18 protein-coding genes and 1 other RNA gene are annotated in these 18,685 nt (G+C 47.3%); 17 read left to right on the plus strand and 2 right to left on the minus strand.

Features of this window, described 5'->3' with window-relative positions; genetic code table 11:
• Positions 1-4: 4 nt before the first annotated feature.
• Genes rnr through TM_RS03705 form a run of 3 tightly spaced genes read left to right on the plus strand, consistent with a single transcriptional unit; the run spans position 5 to position 3,490 of the window.
• Positions 5-2,137 (plus strand): ribonuclease R, encoded by a 2,133-nt coding sequence (rnr, locus tag TM_RS03695; RefSeq protein ID WP_004081010.1) that lies wholly within the window; start codon positions 5-7, stop codon positions 2,135-2,137.
• On the plus strand, positions 2,134-2,553 hold the full coding sequence (locus tag TM_RS03700) for a secondary thiamine-phosphate synthase enzyme YjbQ (protein WP_004081009.1): 420 nt from the start codon (positions 2,134-2,136) through the stop codon (positions 2,551-2,553). Before rnr ends, TM_RS03700 begins: the two co-directional genes overlap by 4 nt.
• Positions 2,554-2,560: 7 nt before the next feature.
• Complete coding sequence (locus tag TM_RS03705; protein ID WP_004081007.1) at positions 2,561-3,490, plus strand: calcium/sodium antiporter; 930 nt, start codon at positions 2,561-2,563, stop codon at positions 3,488-3,490.
• Here TM_RS03705 and TM_RS03710 read toward each other — a convergent pair.
• Entirely contained in the window at positions 3,487-4,344 is an 858-nt protein-coding gene (locus TM_RS03710; protein WP_004081005.1) for a FlgD immunoglobulin-like domain containing protein, read from the minus strand. The genes TM_RS03705 and TM_RS03710 overlap by 4 nt on opposite strands.
• A gap of 109 nt (positions 4,345-4,453) precedes the next feature.
• Between TM_RS03710 and TM_RS03715 the strand changes: the two genes are divergently transcribed.
• The 14 genes from TM_RS03715 to TM_RS03780 all read left to right on the plus strand — a co-directional run bounded on the left by TM_RS03715 (position 4,454) and on the right by TM_RS03780 (position 17,864).
• Entirely contained in the window at positions 4,454-5,842 is a 1,389-nt protein-coding gene (locus TM_RS03715) for a TldD/PmbA family protein (protein ID WP_004081003.1), read from the plus strand.
• Positions 5,839-7,146 (plus strand): TldD/PmbA family protein, encoded by a 1,308-nt coding sequence (locus TM_RS03720; protein ID WP_004081001.1) that lies wholly within the window; start codon positions 5,839-5,841, stop codon positions 7,144-7,146. The genes TM_RS03715 and TM_RS03720 overlap by 4 nt, the downstream gene beginning before the upstream one ends.
• On the plus strand, positions 7,130-7,960 hold the full coding sequence (locus TM_RS03725) for a DMT family transporter (protein WP_004080999.1): 831 nt from the start codon (positions 7,130-7,132) through the stop codon (positions 7,958-7,960). Before TM_RS03720 ends, TM_RS03725 begins: the two co-directional genes overlap by 17 nt.
• 5 nt (positions 7,961-7,965) lie before the next feature.
• An RNA gene (rnpB, locus tag TM_RS03730) (RNase P RNA component class A) lies at positions 7,966-8,303 on the plus strand.
• A 41-nt stretch (positions 8,304-8,344) separates the two neighbouring features.
• A complete protein-coding gene (locus TM_RS03735; RefSeq protein WP_004080997.1) occupies positions 8,345-10,489 on the plus strand; it encodes a RelA/SpoT family protein in 2,145 nt (714 codons plus the stop codon).
• Positions 10,486-10,935: a D-aminoacyl-tRNA deacylase gene (dtd, locus tag TM_RS03740; RefSeq protein ID WP_004080996.1), complete on the plus strand. Its 450-nt coding sequence runs from the start codon at positions 10,486-10,488 to the stop codon at positions 10,933-10,935. The genes TM_RS03735 and dtd overlap by 4 nt, the downstream gene beginning before the upstream one ends.
• A gap of 10 nt (positions 10,936-10,945) precedes the next feature.
• On the plus strand, positions 10,946-11,515 hold the full coding sequence (locus TM_RS03745; protein WP_004080995.1) for an epoxyqueuosine reductase QueH: 570 nt from the start codon (positions 10,946-10,948) through the stop codon (positions 11,513-11,515).
• On the plus strand, positions 11,481-12,254 hold the full coding sequence (locus TM_RS03750; protein WP_004080994.1) for a DUF4940 domain-containing protein: 774 nt from the start codon (positions 11,481-11,483) through the stop codon (positions 12,252-12,254). The genes TM_RS03745 and TM_RS03750 overlap by 35 nt, the downstream gene beginning before the upstream one ends.
• Positions 12,251-12,661 carry an ATP-binding protein gene (locus TM_RS03755; RefSeq protein ID WP_004080993.1) on the plus strand — a complete coding sequence of 137 codons (411 nt, stop codon included), beginning with the start codon at positions 12,251-12,253 and terminating at the stop codon, positions 12,659-12,661. The genes TM_RS03750 and TM_RS03755 overlap by 4 nt, the downstream gene beginning before the upstream one ends.
• A gap of 4 nt (positions 12,662-12,665) precedes the next feature.
• Entirely contained in the window at positions 12,666-13,973 is a 1,308-nt protein-coding gene (gene trmFO, locus TM_RS03760; protein WP_004080992.1) for a methylenetetrahydrofolate--tRNA-(uracil(54)-C(5))-methyltransferase (FADH(2)-oxidizing) TrmFO, read from the plus strand.
• A 15-nt stretch (positions 13,974-13,988) separates the two neighbouring features.
• Complete coding sequence (locus TM_RS03765; protein WP_004080991.1) at positions 13,989-15,356, plus strand: DUF342 domain-containing protein; 1,368 nt, start codon at positions 13,989-13,991, stop codon at positions 15,354-15,356.
• Complete coding sequence (locus tag TM_RS03770) at positions 15,353-16,189, plus strand: type I phosphomannose isomerase catalytic subunit (protein WP_010865195.1); 837 nt, start codon at positions 15,353-15,355, stop codon at positions 16,187-16,189. Before TM_RS03765 ends, TM_RS03770 begins: the two co-directional genes overlap by 4 nt.
• Positions 16,190-16,194: 5 nt before the next feature.
• Positions 16,195-17,382, plus strand: coding sequence for a UDP-2,3-diacylglucosamine diphosphatase (locus TM_RS03775; protein WP_004080989.1), 1,188 nt, complete (start codon positions 16,195-16,197; stop codon positions 17,380-17,382).
• The gene (locus tag TM_RS03780) at positions 17,379-17,864 is read left to right on the plus strand and encodes a hypothetical protein (protein WP_004080988.1); all 486 of its coding nucleotides are present in this window, start codon (positions 17,379-17,381) and stop codon (positions 17,862-17,864) included. Before TM_RS03775 ends, TM_RS03780 begins: the two co-directional genes overlap by 4 nt.
• Here the strand turns inward: TM_RS03780 and TM_RS03785 are convergent.
• Positions 17,844-18,683 (minus strand): HD-GYP domain-containing protein, encoded by an 840-nt coding sequence (locus TM_RS03785; RefSeq protein ID WP_004080985.1) that lies wholly within the window; start codon positions 18,681-18,683, stop codon positions 17,844-17,846. The genes TM_RS03780 and TM_RS03785 overlap by 21 nt on opposite strands.
• Between the last annotated feature and the right edge of the window lie 2 nt (positions 18,684-18,685).

An 18,685-nucleotide genomic window follows, 5' to 3' on the forward strand; every position in this document is an offset into this window, starting at 1 on the left:
GTACATGAGTTCGATAAGGAAGAAAGATGTGGAAAGGTTCATTCTCTCAGACGATTACAAACCCATGGTGTTGAAAGAACTCTACAAGAAGTTCAGGGCAAAGACGAGAGAACAGAGAAAAAAAGTGAGAGAAGTTGTGAAAAAACTGGAAAAAGAAGGAAGGATCTTCAGGGACAGCAGGGGAAGGTACAGAAAACTCGGCGAAGATCTCAAAGTAGGAACGATCGAATTCACACGAAGTGGTTACGTGGCCTTTGTCATAACGGACGATTTCGAAGAAATCGCTGTTCCTGTTGAAGACACGAAGTACGCCATGCACAAAGACAGAGTCGTTGTTGAAATAACAGGAACCTGGAGGGGTCTTCCAAGGGGACGAGTCGTAAGGGTTCTCGAACGTGGTCTCAAGAGAGTTGTCGGTGTTTTTGACCACAAAGGAACCTTTGGATTTGTTGTGCCGGATGACCCGAAGATTGCGTACGATTTTTACGTGGCACCCGAGAACATCGACGGCGCGAAACCCAACCAAAAGGTGATAGCGGAGATTCTGAAATATCCCTCTCCCGGCAAGAACCCTGAGGCGAAGGTTGTGAAAGTACTCGGTGATCTCGATGACCCTTCCATCGACCTTCCAAGTGTCATAGTGAAGCACGATCTTCCAGAACCGGGTGAATTTCCAGAAGAGGTCATAAGAGAAGCGAACGCGATACCTGCCAGAGTGAGGAAAAAAGACCTTGTCGGAAGAAAAGATTTGAGAGACAAAGTTATCGTCACGATAGACGGTGAGGACGCAAAGGACTTCGACGATGCCATCTCTGTGGAAAAGCTTCCGAACGGAAATTATCTTCTTGGTGTTCACATAGCGGACGTTTCACATTACGTGAAAGAAGGTTCCGCGCTGGACCAGGAGGCCTTCAAAAGGGGAACGAGTGTGTACCTCATTGATACCGTGATTCCAATGCTTCCCTTCAGATTGTCCAACGGTATCTGCAGTCTCGTTGAAGGGAAAGACAGGCTCACCATGAGTGTGGAGATGGAGATAGACAGAGACGGACGGGTCGTGAGATACGATGTCTACCCGAGTGTGATAAAGAGCAAAAAGAGGATGATCTACGAAAGGGTGAACGAATTCCTGGAAGATCCTTCTTCGATGAAGGAGTACGAACCGTTCAAGGATCTCATATACAACGCGGTGGAACTCGCAGAGATATTGAGAGAAGCACGAAGAAAGCGCGGAGCCATTCTCGATATAGAAAGTGACGAAGTGAAGGTCATACTGGACGAGAACGGACAGGTGGTGGATATCGTTCCAAGAAAAAGAGGAATTGCAGAGAAGTTGATAGAAGAATTCATGATCAGAGCGAACGAGACGGTGGCTGAAATATTCGATCACGCCGGACTTCCATTCATGTATCGTGTACATGAGGAGCCCGATCCCGAGACCATCTTTCAGTTGAAGAACTATCTGGAGGCGATGGGGATACGGGCGAAATTCTCCCACAAAATACACCCGGGAATGCTTCAGAAACTTCTGGAAAAGGTCAAAGACCATCCTTTGAGGAGCAGTGTAGAAAGACTTCTCGTCAGATCCATGAAAAGAGCGATGTACTCTGCCGTGAACATCGGTCATTTTGGGCTCGCTTCTTACGCTTACACACATTTCACTTCACCCATAAGAAGATATCCCGATCTTGTCGTTCACAGGCTTTTGAAACTCTACCTTGAGCAGAATGGGTATTTCACTCCCGAACAGATCGAAAAATTCTCCAAGGTGCTTCCAAAGATCGCGAAACACTGCAGTCGAAGGGAAAGAGTTGCGGACGAAGCGGAGTGGGACCTTGTAGCTATGAAAAAGGTAGAATACATAGCTCGCCACATAGGTGAGGTATTCAACGTTGTGGTAACGAACATCACAAAATTTGGACTGTTCGTGGAGATTCCTGAAAAGAGCATTTCCGGTCTTGTTCACATATCGACGCTGGATGACTATTATTACTACGACGAAACAAGGAACATGCTCATCGGAAAGCGAAAGGGAAAAGTCTTCAGACTGGGAGATGTTCTCAAAGCGAAAGTAGTGAGGGCGGACAAGATCAGAGGTGAGATAGATTTCGTACTGGTGGAGGAGGATGAAGAATGAAGAGCTACAGAAAAGAACTCTGGTTTCACACGAAGAGGAGAAGGGAGTTCATCAACATAACTCCCCTTTTGGAGGAGTGTGTTAGAGAAAGCGGTATAAAAGAAGGGCTTCTTCTCTGCAACGCCATGCACATAACCGCGAGTGTCTTCATAAACGACGATGAGCCGGGACTTCACCACGATTTCGAGGTGTGGCTCGAAAAACTCGCTCCGGAAAAGCCGTACTCCCAGTACAAACACAACGACACCGGGGAAGACAACGCGGACGCTCATCTCAAGCGCACGATCATGGGAAGAGAAGTGGTCATAGCCATCACCGATAGAAAGATGGATCTGGGACCGTGGGAACAGGTTTTCTACGGTGAGTTCGACGGTATGAGGCCAAAGAGAGTCCTCGTCAAGATCATAGGAGAGTGAGCAGGCTGTGGCTTTTCTTCTGACTGCCCTGGGAATAGCGATTCTGGTGATCGGCGCAAATTGGCTCGTCACGGGAGCGTCGTCGCTGGCGCTGACACTGGGGATCTCCAAGTTGATCGTTGGACTTTCTGTTGTTGCTTTTGGAACGTCCCTTCCTGAACTCGTTTCTTCTCTCGTTTCCGCCAGTAAAGGATATTCCAGTATAGCGATTTCCAACGTGGTTGGAAGCAACATAGCAAACGTTGGACTCTGCCTCGGGCTCGCTGCCGTTCTTCGGGCTGTGCCGGTGAAAAGAAGCACTGTGAGATCTGAAATTCCGTTCATGATCCTTGCGACCATCTCTTTCATCAGTTTGTTTCTGAAAAATTATTATCTTTCCTGGCACGATGGGGTGGTGTTCCTTTCTTTCATGGTCATCTTCATGTATTACCTGATCACATCAGCGAAGGAAGTGGTGGAAGAGGAACTGGAGGAGATAAAACCACAGAAGAGTGTTGCGGTCAGTCTTTTGATGATCGTGGGGGGAATCCTTGCTCTCTGGTTCGGAGGGGACCTTGCCATAGAAAACGCGGTGAAAATAGCCGAAACTTTCGGTCTTTCTCAAGCGTTTATAGGTTTGACTGTGATAGCCGTTGGGACTTCTCTGCCGGAGCTTGTGGTGAGCATCGTTTCGACGGCGAAAAAAGAGAGTGACATCCTCGTTGGAAACATCGTGGGAAGCAATGTCTTCAACATTCTTCTCATACTGGGAGTGAGTTCGTTCTTTGGAAGATTGACTGTGGATGTCAACTACTCTGTGGATCTCTGGTTTCTTTTCATAACGTCGGCCCTTCTCCTTGTTTTTGCTGTCTCCAGGAGGAGAATTTCTCGCTTTGAAGGGGCAGTTTTCCTAATCATCTACTCTGTGTACGTTTATTTTGTAGTACTCAGAGGTTAGTGAACGAGGATCAGGAGAACCGCCAGGGCGAGGACCGAACCGATGAACAGTTCTTTGAAGTAGGTGTACTCGCTTCTGTCCACGATCACTTCTTTTTCTACAGACTGCATCTCATCGTCGGTTGAGGCAGTTACTCTCACCCTGTATCTTCCGTCTGATGTGCCTTTTCCGTCCCAGATCACCTTGTTCGTTCCCTCGGAGCCTTTCAGCTGTCTGAACCAGATGGTTTCTCCTCTGTCGTTCAGAACTTCCACACTCAGGTCTGCGGGTTTGGAGAGGTAAATATAGAATGTAGTTTTGTCGTTGTACCAGTCACCGTTCGGTGAGAATCTCTCGGGTTCCACTTTCAAGTCGAGTACGAGCGCTTTCTCTTCCAGATAGATGTTGATTGTGTTCTCGCTCCTTGGTTTTACCTGGACGGTCACCGTTTCTTCCTTGTACCCCGGAGCTTTGAATGTGAGCGTCACCGTACCGGCCGGCACGTAGAGTACATCCTTGACGCTGCGAATCTTTCCCAAGTACATGCCTTCAGCGAAGACCTCAACGGGGTACACGTTCGAGAAGACTCTCAGAGCTCCTGCTTCTTTCAAGTTCGCGAATATAACGAATTCTCCTGGAGATGAAACGATGATTTCGCTTTCAAAAGGAATGTACCAGCTCTTTCTCACCGTTATGGTGAATTTCCCGGAAGAATTCAACGTAAGTATCATCTGACCGGTCACATCGACCGTTCCCACGTAGTTTCCGTTTATGAAAACCTGAGAAAGGGGCTCTGAATAAACGATCAGGACGTAATCACCAGCCAGTACGGCGCTTGCAATCAGCAGAAAAAGAATCGGTAAAAATCTTCTCATGTTATCCACCTCCCATCGATCTTATTCTACACCAGTTGAAGGCGTTGAAATAGTTAGCACTCCGAACTTGGGAAGTAGTATAATGGTTAAAAAGAAAGGAGGGATCACGGTGCTCAACGAAAGCGTTATCAGAGACGTTCTTTCAGCTGTCTTGAAGAGCGGAGGGGATTTCGCCGAGCTGTTCTTTGAGAGAAAATACGAGAATCGATACGAGCTGAAGGATGGGAAGATCGAGCAGGCAACGAGCGGTGAGATCGTTGGGGTGGGAATAAGAGGTTTTCTCGGCACAAAAGCCGTTTACGCCTACACGAACGATCTTTCGAGAGAAAATCTGATAAACGTCGCAAAGAAGGTGGGAGAAGCGCTCGGGGAAACGAAAGTTGAGGATCTCACGTTCAATTTCAACAGAACGAAAAGGAAGGAAAGACACGTGGTACTCATTCCACCGGCTCAGGTGGAAAAAACAGACAAGGTATCTGTCATGAAAAAAGCCTACTATGCAGCGAAAAATTACTCCGAACTCATAAAGCAGGTGGTAGTCTGGTACTGGGACTACGATCAGGAGATTCTGGTTGCAAATTCAGAAGGAACCTGGGCTGAAGACAGACGGGTGAGAACTCGCTTGATGATAAACGCGGTGGCGGAAAAGGACGGAGTGCTCGAAAGGGGTTTCTACGGTCCCGGAGCAGGAATGGGTTTTGAATTCTTCGACAGAATAGATGTGGAGGAAGCGGCAAAGAAGGCGGCGAGGATAGCGGCCAGGATGGTCGAGGCAGAACCCGCTCCAGCTGGAAAAATGACGGTTGTGATTGCCAACGGCTTCGGAGGAGTTATCTTCCACGAAGCGGTTGGGCATGGTCTTGAAGCAACGTCTGTGGCGAAGGGGGCTTCCGTTTTCGCGGGAAAGCTCGGGCAGAAAGTGGCTGCGGAATGTGTTTCCGCGGTGGACGACGCCACCATTCCGAACGGCTGGGGTTCCGCTAACGTGGACGACGAAGGGACTCCCACACAGAGAACTCTGCTCATAGACAAAGGGGTTCTCGTTGGCTACCTTGTGGACAAGCTCGGTGAGAGAAGAATGGGGATGAAAAGCACAGGAAGCGGCAGAAGACAGGATTACACTTTCCCACCCACTTCGAGGATGAGCAACACCTTCATTCTCCCTGGCGACTACCACCCGGAAGAAATCATCGCGGCTACTGAGTACGGTCTCTACGCGAAGACCATGGGAGGTGGATCGGTTAATCCAGCCACTGGAGAGTTCAACTTCGCGGTTTCTGAAGCGTATCTCATAGAAAAAGGAAGGATCACGAAGCCGGTGAGGGGCGCCACACTGATAGGTAAGGGACACGAGATCATTCAGAAGATCGACATGGTGGGAAACGATCTGGCGCGCGATCAGGGAATGTGTGGTTCGTTCTCTGGATCCGTTCCAGCCGATGTGGGACAGCCCACGATAAGAGTTAAGGAGATCGTAGTAGGGGGGCGAAACAAATGACTTTCGAAGAATTCAAAGATAGATTGTTCGCTCTTGCAAAGAAAAATGGAGTGGAAGTTCAGATAAGTTTTCTGGAAACCAGAGAATTTTCTCTTCGCCTCGCAAACGGTGACCTCGATCAGTACACGGACGCAGGAAAGTTCAACGTGGAGATAAAGGTACTGAAGGATGGAAAAACAGGAACGTTCAGAACACAGGTTCTGGAAAATCCAGAAAAGTGTTTCGAAGAGGCACTGAGCAATTTGCAGGTCAAAGACAGCGAAGAGAAAGAATACTTCTTCGAGGGTGGGAAAGAGTACAGAGAAATGGAAACGTACGTTGGGAGATTCGAAAAGCTCTCCGTCAAAGAGAAAATGGATATGGCCAAAAAGGCTCACGAGAGCGCTGCGAAAGACGAACGCGTTGTCATGGTACCAACGGTCATGTACAAGGACATGGTAATAAAGAAGATCATCACCAACACACTGGGTTTGGACGTTGAGAGTCAGATGGATGGCGGTTTCCTTTTCGCCATGGCAATCGCGAGAGATGCCAATCCGCGATCTGGTTCCTGGTATGAACTGGCGCGGACACCGGAAGATCTGAATCCCGAGGAAATAGGGAAAAGAGCCGCAGAGGAGGCAATTTCTCTCATCGGCTCAAAAACAATACCCTCCGGGAAGTATCCTGTGTTGATGAGAAATACAGCGCTGCTTGATCTCATGGAGATGTTCATACCCATGATATCGGCTGAAAACGTGCAGAAAAATCTTTCTCCACTGAAGGGAAAGCTTGGAGAGCAGGTGGGAAATCCTGCTGTTTCGATAAAGGATCTGCCTTACCATCCCAAGGGACTTTCCAGCACTCCCTTCGACGATGAAGGAGTGCCAACAACCGAGAAATTTGTGCTGGAGAACGGTGTGCTGAAAACGTTCCTTCACAACCTGAAAACGGCCAGAAAAGAAGGAGTAGAACCAACGGGAAATGGATTCGTAGGAGGAATACGTCCGGTCAATCTCATGCTGATGCCGGGTGAGAAATCTTTTGAAGAACTTTTGAAGGAGATGGACAGAGGGGTCGTTATCACGGAAGTTGAGGGGATGCACGCGGGAGCGAATTCTATATCTGGGGAATTTTCACTGTTTGCGAAGGGATACTGGGTGGAGAACGGAGAGATCGCGCATGGTGTGGAAGACATCACCATATCGGGTAACTTCCTCGATCTTCTGAGAAAGATAGTTCTCGTTGGAAACGATGTGAAGGTGTCTCAACACACGATAGCACCAAGTGTTCTGGTGGAGGTTCTGGATGTGGCGGGAAAATAAAGCCCTTGCGTTTCTCGTTCTAACGGCGGTTCTTCAAGGTTCGACTTTTCCGCTTCAGAAACTCGTTCTGGGAGGCGTTTCTCCCTTCGTTTACAACACTGTGAGGTTTGGAAGTGCGGCCTTACTTTCGCTTTTTGTGTTCGGACCCGGCAGGTTTGTGAAAGGTTTCCTGCTGGGGCTTGTTCTCTGTGGAGCGTACATATTTCAGCTCTGGGGATTGAAATTCACAAGTGCTGTAAAAAGCGGTTTCATCGTTTCGAGCTTTGTGTTTCTTGTGCCCTTGTTTGCTTTTCTTCTTGAAAGGGAGAAATTGAGAAAAATTCACTTTATCTCTTTCACTTCAGGGTTTTTGGGGCTCTATCTGCTCACAGGTGGCGTGTCGCAAATTACACTGGGAAATCTTTTTCAGTTTTTCTGCGCGGTTCTGTTTGCACTGCACGTGGTTCTCATAACCAGATTTTCCAGATCCGAAGAGGAAAAGAACATGCTTTTCTGGCAATTCGTGACCGTTGGAGCCGTTAATTTCCTTTTTGGATTGGGCGAAAGGTGGCACCTGAATCTCGAAGCGATTTCTGTGGGGATCTACAGCGGAGTGTTCGCTACGACCCTCGGTATCCTCTGGCAGATGAGGTATCAGAAGGAAGTGGGAAACAACACGACTGCGCTCGTTTACATGACTCAACCTTTTGTTTCTCTTGTGCTTTCGTTTCTCCTTCTTGGAGAGCGTATGTCTTTCCTTCAACTTTTGGGAGGAATACTCGTTCTGGTAGCGCTTTTTACCGGAACGACATTGAGACCGAGAGAGTCTAATTAAACCGGGGAGAGGAGCAGGCGGTCGCGGGGGCGCACACCTGCGCTTCCCGAGGAAAGTCCGGACTCTGGAGCGGGGTGCCGGGTAACGCCCGGGAGGGGTGACCCTCGGACAGGGCCATAGAGAAGAAGACCGCCCGTTGAGGGCAAGGGTGGAACGGTGGGGTAAGAGCCCACCAGCGTCGGGGCAACCCGGCGGCTTGGCAACCCCCACCTGGAGCAAGGCCAAGCAGGGGGTTGGGTCGCTCCCCCTATTCCCCCGGGTTGGCCGCTTGAGGTGTGCGGTAACGCACACCCCAGATTGATGACCGCCCACGACAGAATCCGGCTTATGCTCCTCTCCCGTGTTATAATTTTCTCCACAGAAGGTGAATTCGGTGGTGAAATTGTGATCAATCGAACAGAGATCGAAACGGAAGCGAAAGTGGTAATCAGAGAGCTGGAAAGTCTCAAAAAAAAGAGCTTCACAAGAGAGGAGAAGAAACTCCTCATAAAGGCTTATGAGTTTGCTCGAATCGTGCATGAAGGTCAAAAAAGATTCTCCGGAGAGCCATTCATAACTCATCCCGTCGAAGTCACGAAAATCCTTGCAGGTCTGGGTGTTGATGTAACGACTCTGGTCGCAGCCCTTCTGCACGATGTCGTTGAAGACGGCGAAAATGTCAGTCTTGATCAAATAAAGAAAGAATTTGGGCCTGAGGTGGCCAGGATCGTGGATGGTGTCACCAAGGTCAGCAACATAAACGCACCGATCGGTCGTGATCAAGACTCTCGCAAGAAGATAGAGACCATACAAAAAATGTTCTTTGCGATGGCAGAAGACATGAGAGTTATATTCGTAAAACTCGCTGACCGTCTTCACAACATGCGCACCATTCACTACGTTCAGGATCCAGAAAAGAAGAGGTACAAGGCTTACGAAACCCTCGAGATCTACGCACCTCTGGCTCATAAGCTTGGAATCTACTCGATAAAGTCTGAACTCGAAGACCTGGCTTTCAAAGTGCTGTACCCGGAAGAATATTACAAGATAAAGGAGCTCGTCGCTGAAAAGAGAAAAGAGAGAGAAAAGAGAACCAATGAATACATCTCCCTTCTCAAAAGTGCTTTGGAAGAGCACAAAATAAAAGCGATTGTGGAGGGAAGGTACAAGCATTATTACAGCATATGGAGGAAAATGAAAGAAAAAGGGAAAAAATTCGAAGAAATCTACGATTTGATCGCCCTTAGGGTGATAGTGAAAGATGTGACCACTTGCTACACCGTTCTTGGGATCGTTCACAACATCTGGAAACCACTTCCGGGAAGGTTCAAAGATTACATCGCCGCGCCGAAGTCGAACGGTTACCGCTCGCTCCACACAACTGTGATAACAGGTTACGGCGAACCCCTTGAGATACAAATAAGAGATGAGGAGATGCACAGAGAAGCCGAGTACGGTTTGATTGCTCACTGGATATACAAAGAAAGGCCAGACGTGAAAACGGCAAAAGAATGGATAGAGAGGCTTCTCGATTGGAGAAAAGAACTCGCCCAGGGATTCACCGAGTTTGAAGATATCAAGAAAGAACTTCAGATGGACGAGGTGTTTGTCTTCACCCCAAAGGGAGATATTCTGCATCTTCCCAAAGGTTCCACACCAATTGATTTCGCGTATGCGATACACACAGAGATAGGGCATCACTACAGTGGAGCGAAAGTGAACGGAAAGATCGTTCCCATCGACTATCAACTGAAAAACGGAGATGTTGTTGAAATAATTGTCAACAAGAATTCTCCGGGTCCCAGTGTCGACTGGCTGAAGTACGCCAAAACCCACAGCGCACGAGCAAAAATCAGAAGATTTCTGAAGGAAAAACTCGCGCCGGAACTTGTAGAAAGAGGGAAGGAAGTTCTCAGAAAGATCTGTCGAAAGCTCGGAAAATCTTTCGAAGAAGTGATGCAAACGGAAGGAATCAAAAGGTATTTGAACACGTATCAGGAAAAAGATTTCTTCATGAGAATCGGAGAAGGTAGCATCACCACACAGGATCTCATAGAAGCTATTCTGGGAAAAAAGATCGTTGTGAAAAAGCGATCCACGAAGAAAAAGACGAGGATACAGAATCTTGTGAAGGTAGATGGGATAGATAGCATAGAGTTCCACATCGCGAAGTGCTGTCATCCGATCATGGGCGATCCCATAGTGGCTGTAGTGAGTAGAAGGGGTATGACTATACACAGGAGGGATTGTAGGAACCTGAAGAACATGTCACAGGACAGGATATTCCCAGCTGAATGGAACCTTGAAACCTCAGAGATGTTCGATGCGCACATAAGGGTGGTCCTCAACTCGGAAAAAAACCTTCCGAGTTTGATAGATCGAATAACGAACCTTGGCGCAGAATTCGTGGCCATGAAAACTTTGAAGTCAGAAGAACCGCTCGTCGTACAAATTCACATAAAAATATCTAACACTGTCGAACTCACCGGCCTTCTCGACAGACTCAGATCTTACAGGTACGTTCTGGACGCGGAAAGGGTGGTGCAATGAGGGCAGTTGTACAGAGAGTCAGCGAAGCAAAAGTGGTTGTCGGGGAAGAAACGGTGGGAGCCATAAAAAAAGGGCTTCTCGTCTTTGTTGGAGTGGGAAAGAACGATACAGAAGAGGACTGCGAATGGCTGGCCGATAAGGTTTCTGGCCTTAGAATCTTCGAGGATGAAGATGGAAAAATGAATCTCTCCGTTAAAGACATAAACGGTGAAGTCCTTGTTGTTTCACAGTTCACCCTCTATGGAGATTGCAGAAGAGGGAAGCGGCCTTCTTTCACAGAAGCTGCACCTCCAGATAAGGGGAAAGCGCTTTACGAGAAATTCGTGGAGCTTCTCAGGAAAAAGGGTTTGAAAGTGGAAACGGGGAAGTTCAGAGCCCACATGCACGTTCATCTGGTGAACGATGGACCGGTAACTATCCTTCTCGATTCCAGTAAACTCTTCTGAGGTGGGCACTGTGCTGATTCATGTTTGCTGTGCGCCGGATCTTCTCACGACAATATTCCATGTGAGGGATGCCGAGTTCTTCTTTTACAATCCGAACATCCAGCCTCTTTCAGAGTACGAGAAAAGAAGGGAGGCCGTGGACAAAGTTGCTAATCACTTTTCGCTGAATGTTCGCTACGGTGAATATTCAACAGAAGAGATAAGAAAGTGGTACACGGCGGTCAAAGACTACAAAGATCTCGGTGAAGGCAGCAAGCGATGTGAGAGATGCATCAGTTTTCTTCTTGAAAGAACGGCTCAAGAAGCGAGGAAAAGAGGTCACGAGTCTTTTTCCACAACCCTTCTTGCGAGTCCCCGGAAGAATCTTCCGATGATAGAAAATATTGGAAAAACCATTGAAGAAAAATACGGGGTAAAATTCTTCTTTAAGAACTTCAGAAAGGGAGGAGCCTATCAGGAGGGCGTGAGGCTTTCAAAGGAGCTCGGGATATACAGACAGAACTACTGTGGTTGTGTTTTCAGTCTTCTGGAAAGAAGGGAGAAACATGCTGAGATTTCCAGAAAACGTGGTCATATGTGACGGAAAGAGAATACTCTGGAACGGACTGGGTTTACCGGAGAACTTAGTTTTCGAAATGGCCAGGACTGTTCTGGAGTCGAACGTTCCGCTGAAGGGGAAAATTTTCTGTTTTCCGGCACAGACCGTCCTCGGAAAGATGGCGATTTTCACCGACGAGAAGACACAAGGACGCGACGTTCTCGTTGAACTTTTAAATCACGAACTTCTCCGAATGAGGCTGTACAGCGAAGAAGTGGAAAACCTCGTGGAAGTTCTGTTCAACGACTGGCGACCCGGAAAGAGGGTCTTCATCGTTCGATCGAAGAACTTCGAAACCAGACTTTCTCTGAGGGAGAAACTCTCAAGTTTTGCGGACGTGATTTACAACGCCGGAGAAATAGACGTGGGTATTGCACCTGCTGGAACATTGCTGCAGATCAACGAAGAGAAGGTCTCTTTTTCCGATCCAGAGAGGGATATCAAAGAAGCCGTGAGAAAGGCTCTGTTGATAGACAGATATGTGAACGAACCTTTTTCTTTCTACGAAAAACTGCCCGCGTACAACTTTTCTTTGAACATACAGATTCCTGAATTGGTAAAAATTTTCCTGAGAACAGGTGACATACAGAAGACATCAGAGTTGACCGAAAAGAATGTGGAAGTCGTTTTCAGAGAGATTCTGAAGTTCGAGAAGAAAACCCTTCTGTCACCAAGAATACCCGTTGAAGCGTTTTTGATTTTAAAGGGGGGCCTGGATTGATCGACACCGTGAGCGTTGTGCTGTTCTCCAAAAAGTCTCATATAAAGATCGCTCGTTCTGTCCTGCGAGATTTTCTTCAAATGCATGAATCATCAGACAGTTTGATCGTTGACATGGAGATAGTTTTGGGAGAAATCCTCGCGAACGTGATCAAACACACTTACAAGAACGATGAAACGAAGCGAATCATCGTGAGTTACACGTTAAAAGACGAGGTTTTTCACATGTTGGTGAGAGACTTCGGCCCTCCTGTGGATCCCACCAGATTGAAGCCCATGCCGCCTGATTTGGAGAATCCGCGAGAGGGTGGATACGGCTTTTACATAATTTCTCGCGTCACCGACGAATTCAGGGTTCGTCCTCTTAGAAATGGAAACCTCACCGTTGTCAAGAAAAAATTGAGGTGAAAGAATGATAGTGAATGTCATCGGAGCAGGACTCGCGGGTTCAGAGGTGGCTTACAACCTTGGAAAAAGGGGAATAAGGGTTCGTCTTTTTGAAATGAGACCGAAGAAGATGACGGAAGTGCACAAAACAGGATATTTCGCGGAACTTGTTTGCAGCAACTCTCTCAAATCGGAAGACATAACAAACGCCGAAGGACTCCTGAAGGCTGAGATGAGGCTGATGGGTTCCATAACACTCGAAGCCGCGGAGAAAGCACGTGTTCCATCTGGAAAGGCCCTCGCGGTGGACCGTAACATCTTCGCGAAAGAAGTAACAGAGGTCATAGAAAGGCTTGAGAGTGTGGAGATCATCAGAGAGGAAGTAACCGAGTTCGATCCAGAAGAAGGGATATGGGTTGTAGCGACGGGGCCAGCCACATCGGATGGTTTGCTTCCTTTTTTGAAGAAGCTCCTCGGTGATGATCTTCTTTTCTTTTTCGATGCCGTATCTCCGATCGTGACCTTCGAGTCGATAGACATGGAGTGCGCTTTCTGGGGAGACCGATTTGGGAAGGGAAAGGATTACATAAACTGTCCTCTCACCAAGGAAGAGTATGAGGAATTCTGGAAGGCACTCGTCGAAGCTGAAGTGATAGAAATGGAGGATTTCGATCGGAAGCTCCTCTTCGAGCGCTGCCAGCCCATAGAAGAAATAGCCAGAAGTGGGAAAGACGCGCTGAGATACGGTCCTTTGAGACCAACAGGTCTGGTGGACCCAAGAACGGGTAAAGAGCCCTACGCTGTCGTTCAGCTTAGAAGGGAGGACAAAGAAGGCAGATTTTACAGTCTCGTTGGATTTCAGACCAGGCTGAAATGGAGTGAACAGAAGAGAGTTCTGAGAAAGATCCCCTGTCTCAGAAACGCCGAGATCGTAAGGTATGGAGTTATGCACAGGAATGTTTACATAAACTCTCCAAAATTGCTCGATATCTTTTTCCGTCTGAAAAAGCACCCTAACATCTTCTTCGCTGGTCAGATCACAGGTGTGGAGGGATACATGGAATCTGCCGCGTCGGGAATCTACGTGGCCTACAATGTTCATCGTATCCTGAAGGGACTCTCTCCGTTAAAACTTCCCGAGGAGACCATGATGGGAGCGCTCTTCAGTTATATAATAGAGAAGGTCGAAGGAGATCTGAAGCCGATGTACGCAAACTTTGGACTCCTTCCTCCGCTGAAGGTCCGTGTGAAGGATAAGTTCGAAAAGAGAAAAAAACTCGCCGAAAGGGCCATTGAAACAATGAAAAAGTTCCTGGAAGAGAATCCCTGGTGATTCGGAGGGATAGGGGTGAAGGTAGAGATCACAGTATCTGAAGACAGGATGCAGGCTTATGTGACTCTGCGAAAAGAGGGATCCAGCGAGCTTCCTCTTACAAAGGAAGAGCTTTTGAATGCTCTGCTCTCCGCCGGAATAAATCACGGTATAAAGGAAGAAATCATAGAGGACCTGGCAAGATCACCTGTGTACAACACACCTGTTCTCGTAGCGGAGGGCACTCCTCCGGTGGATGGGGAAGATGGGAGAGTCGAACTTCTAAAAAAGATAGAATTTTCTTCTCATGAAGGAGAAAAAATAGATCTGAGAGAAATTCCCGCCAAGCAGAGAGTGATCGTGCGGAAAGGAGAGACGATCGCCCGCATTATACCACCGACTCCTGGAAAGGAAGGGATGGATGTTTTTGGAAACCCCGTGAAACCAAAACCTGGAAGAGTGCCGGAGTACCATTTGGGATACAACGTTGCTACGAAGAACAACGAAATCATCGCGACGAAGAGTGGAATTCTGGTCATAGAACCAAACGGTACGATACACGTGTATGACACTCTGGAAGTTGACAACGTGGACTATTCCACCGGAAATATAGATTTTCCCGGCAAGGTGGTTGTGAAAGGTGATGTGAAACCAGATTTCGTCGTAAAGGCTCAGGAAGACATCACGGTGAAAGGTGTTATAGAAGCGGCAACGGTGATTTCCTTCAATGGAAGTATCACAGCTGGAGGAATAAAAGGAAGAGGGAAGGCGTTCGTAAAAGCAAAGAAAACTGTCAAAGCCGTTTTTATAGAGAGCGCAGAAGTGGAGGCCGAGGAAGTTCAGGTGGAGAAGAACATAGAGAACTCCGCAGTTAAGGCCATCAATGTCGTTGTTTCCGGTAAAGGAGGAAGTATAAGAGGTGGTATAACCATAGCTCAGGTGAAGGTAGAAACCTATTTTTTGGGTTCTCCTATAGGTGTTAAGACAAGGGTAGAAGTTGGAGTCGATCCTGAGATCAACGAGAAAATAAAACTCCTCTCTGCCCAGATCTCCCTTGATAGAGAAAACGTTCAGAAATTGACGAAACTGCTCGTTGAGCTCAGAAAGCTTCAGGGAATGTTGAAAGACAAATTCCCACCTGACAAAGAAGCGCTTCTGAACAAAGTGAACAACACTTTGATAAATCTCAGAGATTCCATTCAGAAAAACGAGGGAGAACTGAAAAGGCTCAAAGAAATAGCCGAAGAAATGGCTAAAAACGCCTCCGTTGTTGTGAAAGAGGTTGTTTATTCCGGTGTTGAAATCGTCATGTTCGAGAGAGTGTTTCGTGTGGAAAAAGAACTTGCAAAAGCGGTTTTCTACTACAGAGACGGTGAAATAAGAGTAGGAGGGTATTCAGCGTGATGATAAAAGTCTTTCCAAAACTGAGAAAGCAGATATGGGGCAGTTATCGCCTTGGTGAGATGTTCGGTTCAAACGAGAAAATAGGAGAAGTATGGCTTTTATCCGGGCATCCACTCTTCATTACAGAGGCGGAAGGTGGTCTCGATCTCAACGAAGATATGGAGAAGCTCATTGGAAAGAAGTTGCCGCGTTTTCCACTCCTTGTGAAACTCATTTCTGCCGAGGATTGGCTTTCCGTTCAGGTTCATCCCAACGACGATGAAGCCCAGGAGCTGGAAAACGAACCGTGGGGCAAGACCGAAGCGTGGTACTTCGTAGAAAAAGGTCAGATCGCCATAGGGGAAGACCCGGAGAAGGTCAAGAGAGCACTTGAAGACAACAGCTGGGATGAAGCTTTGAAAAAGGTGGAAATAGAACCTGGAACTTTTGTTTTTCTACCCGCTGGAACGGTCCACGCCCTCGGGCCTGGTGGTCTTCTCGTGGAGGTTCAGCAGGCGTCCGACCTCACCTACAGGGTTTACGATTGGGGACGCGGCAGAGAGCTCCACATAGAAAAGGCTTTCAAAGTGATGAAAGAAAGGAAAGTCGAAGACTTGATAGTGGAGAACTTTGAAAACTTCGAATGTGAGTACTTCAGGATAGAAAAACTGGAAAGAGGAAAATTGGAAGGATTCTGCGCGATTGTGATTCTAGAAAACGGTGTACTGGACAACAGACAGGTTTCCCCCTTTGAAACGTTCATCGTACCAAAAGGTGAGAAAGCAGAACTTCGAGCAACCGCTTTGGTTATGAGAATCGGAAAGTTTTTCGAACAATGGGGTGATAAAAAATAAAGAGGGTGTTCATCAGCGATCTTCACATAGGAGACGGTTCTGCGAAAGACGACTTTTTTTTCGATAAAGAGCTTGTGAATTTCATCGAAGACATGTCTCAAACTGAAGATGTTGAACTCTTCGTCGTTGGTGATGGATTTGAAATACTCGAAAGTCGCACGGTGAAGGAAATTGGGCTTGTCTCTTTCGAGGAGGTTGTAGAAACACTCGATGAGACGGTGATCGACGAAATCGAGAAAAAACACTCCGAAGTCTTTGAGACTCTCAAGAAGTTTTCCAGACGACACAGAGTATATTACGTGGTGGGAAACCACGATTACCATATTCTCAAAAACAAAAAACTTCAGAATGCCTTGAAGAATCGCTTTGAAAAGTTCGAGATACTTCCGTACTACTACGATCCTCACAGCAAACTCCTTGTGCTCCATGGAAACCAGTTCGATGTTATAAACCGCTTCACCGTGGACAGGAAAACCAAAAAGGTAATACCGCCTCTTGGAGACTACATAGCCAGATACATGATGATAAATTTCGACAGTCAGGTGGTTAACTTCGCTCCTGAGGATGTCATTCGAGATTACGACAACGTGAGGCCTCTGCTCGACGTCTTTCACTGGTTCGACTACGTGACGGAAATCTACGATCTCAGCGTTGATCTGGTTGAACTGTGGCTGAAAAGTTTTCTCAGTATGTTGAAGACTAGAGAAGCCAGGAAATGGATGAAAAACAATTTCCCGAGAACGCACTGGCTTTCCAAGGTGTTTGTGAATAGGTTCGGCGGTGTGGAGCTGGGTAAAGTACTCGTAAGGAGTATATACACACTCAGAAAATTGAGAAGAGTTGACTATCTTCAGAAATGGGCGAAATCCATCTTGAAGGGGAATCTTCGCTGGAAAGAGTTCATGACGGGTTATTCCGGAGATTTACATGAAGTGGAAGAAGTTGATATACTTGTGATGGGGCATGTTCATCACTTCGCTTACCGAATAGTTCCAACGACTCAGGGTAAAAAGCTGTACGTGAACTGTGGTAGCTGGAGACCCGTTCTCGAGAAGCTCGGTATCAGAAAGAGGCACGGTTTCCACAGGAAAGCGGAACTTCCAAAGATCATAATGGATTTCTCAGGGAAGAACGTCGAAGTGAAGGCATCTATCACGAACGTTCTCGGGAAAATTCAGGGGGGAGATTTATGATCTCAAACCCCATTCTTGGATACAAACTCGATCCTGGAGAACCCGGTATTCCACATTCCGCTCCCGCGAGCCGAAGTATAATGAGGGTCCTGTCTCAGGAAATATCCAACTTGATTTACTTCAAAAAAGAAGCCCTCAGAGAGGGCGGGACGATCATCTACAGCAACATAGCACTCGATCTCAGGAAGAGAGGCTCGTTCCTTGCGGCCGTTGCGGGAAGAACCCAAGTTTTCATCTATACACCAGGAACTAAAAGCAGTGAAAGAACTCACTCCCTCGGATCGGAACTTCAAGACAAACAGCAGGAGATCGAAAGAAAAATACTCGAGCTCGAAAGACAGCTGAAAACAGAAACAGATCCGCTCGAAAGAGAAAGACTCAGAGAAGATCTGGAGAGATTGAAACTCGCCCTCAACATCCTCAAAGCGAGTCTCAGAGCCCCCGAACTCCTCGTTGGTGTCTTACTCGACAGCCTCGTCTGAGAAGATTTCAAGAAAAGCTTCCACCACTTTTGGGTCGAATTTTTTCCCAGCCTCTTTCTTTATGATTTCCAGTGCCTCTTCGTGTGTTTTGGTTCTCCCTTCCCATTCTGACGAAACGAAATTTGTGAGAACGTCGTAGTAATCACACACGCTTATTATTCGCGCTTCAAGTGGAATCTCTTCACCTTTGAGCCCATCGGGATATCCCGTGCCGTCCCAGTTTTCGTGGTGGTGTCTCACGATCGGAACGACATCCCACAAGACCTCTAAAGACGCGAGAAAAACAGACCCCATGATGGTGTGATCTTGGGGATATTGCTCGAAAATTCTAATCCGGGTTGGAGTGTAAAGCATGAGTTGCTCTATTCCGATCTTTCCCACATCGTGTAGCATGGCGTATTCTCTCAACAGAGAGAGCTTTTCTTCCGATAAGCCCAGTTTCTTTCCCACACGTTCTGCGAGTCTTGCAACTCTCTGAGAGTGACTCCAGCCGTTTTCGTCTTCTATCTCCATGAGAACAATCATCGCCTGAAGAAGACCGCTGACCATCCTTCTCACCCAGCCTCCAGAGAGCAACTTCTCCCCTGCGAGGATATACGCTATCGATGCAGCTTTTTCTGGGTCTTCGAGTTCTACGAGTTTCTCTCCAGTTTTGTAGATGGTGTACGTTTCTTCTTTCACCACAGCCACTCCCTGAAAAGGCTTTTTTTCTCTCAAGAAAGCTATTTCTGCCTCCTCTATTGAATCGACCTTTTCGTAGAGTCGATCTATTTTTTCCACAGCTTTCTCGAATTCTTCACTCTCGAAGAAACATTTCACGA

This window comes from Thermotoga maritima MSB8 (assembly GCF_000008545.1).
Taxonomy (GTDB): Bacteria; Thermotogota; Thermotogae; order Thermotogales; family Thermotogaceae; genus Thermotoga; species Thermotoga maritima.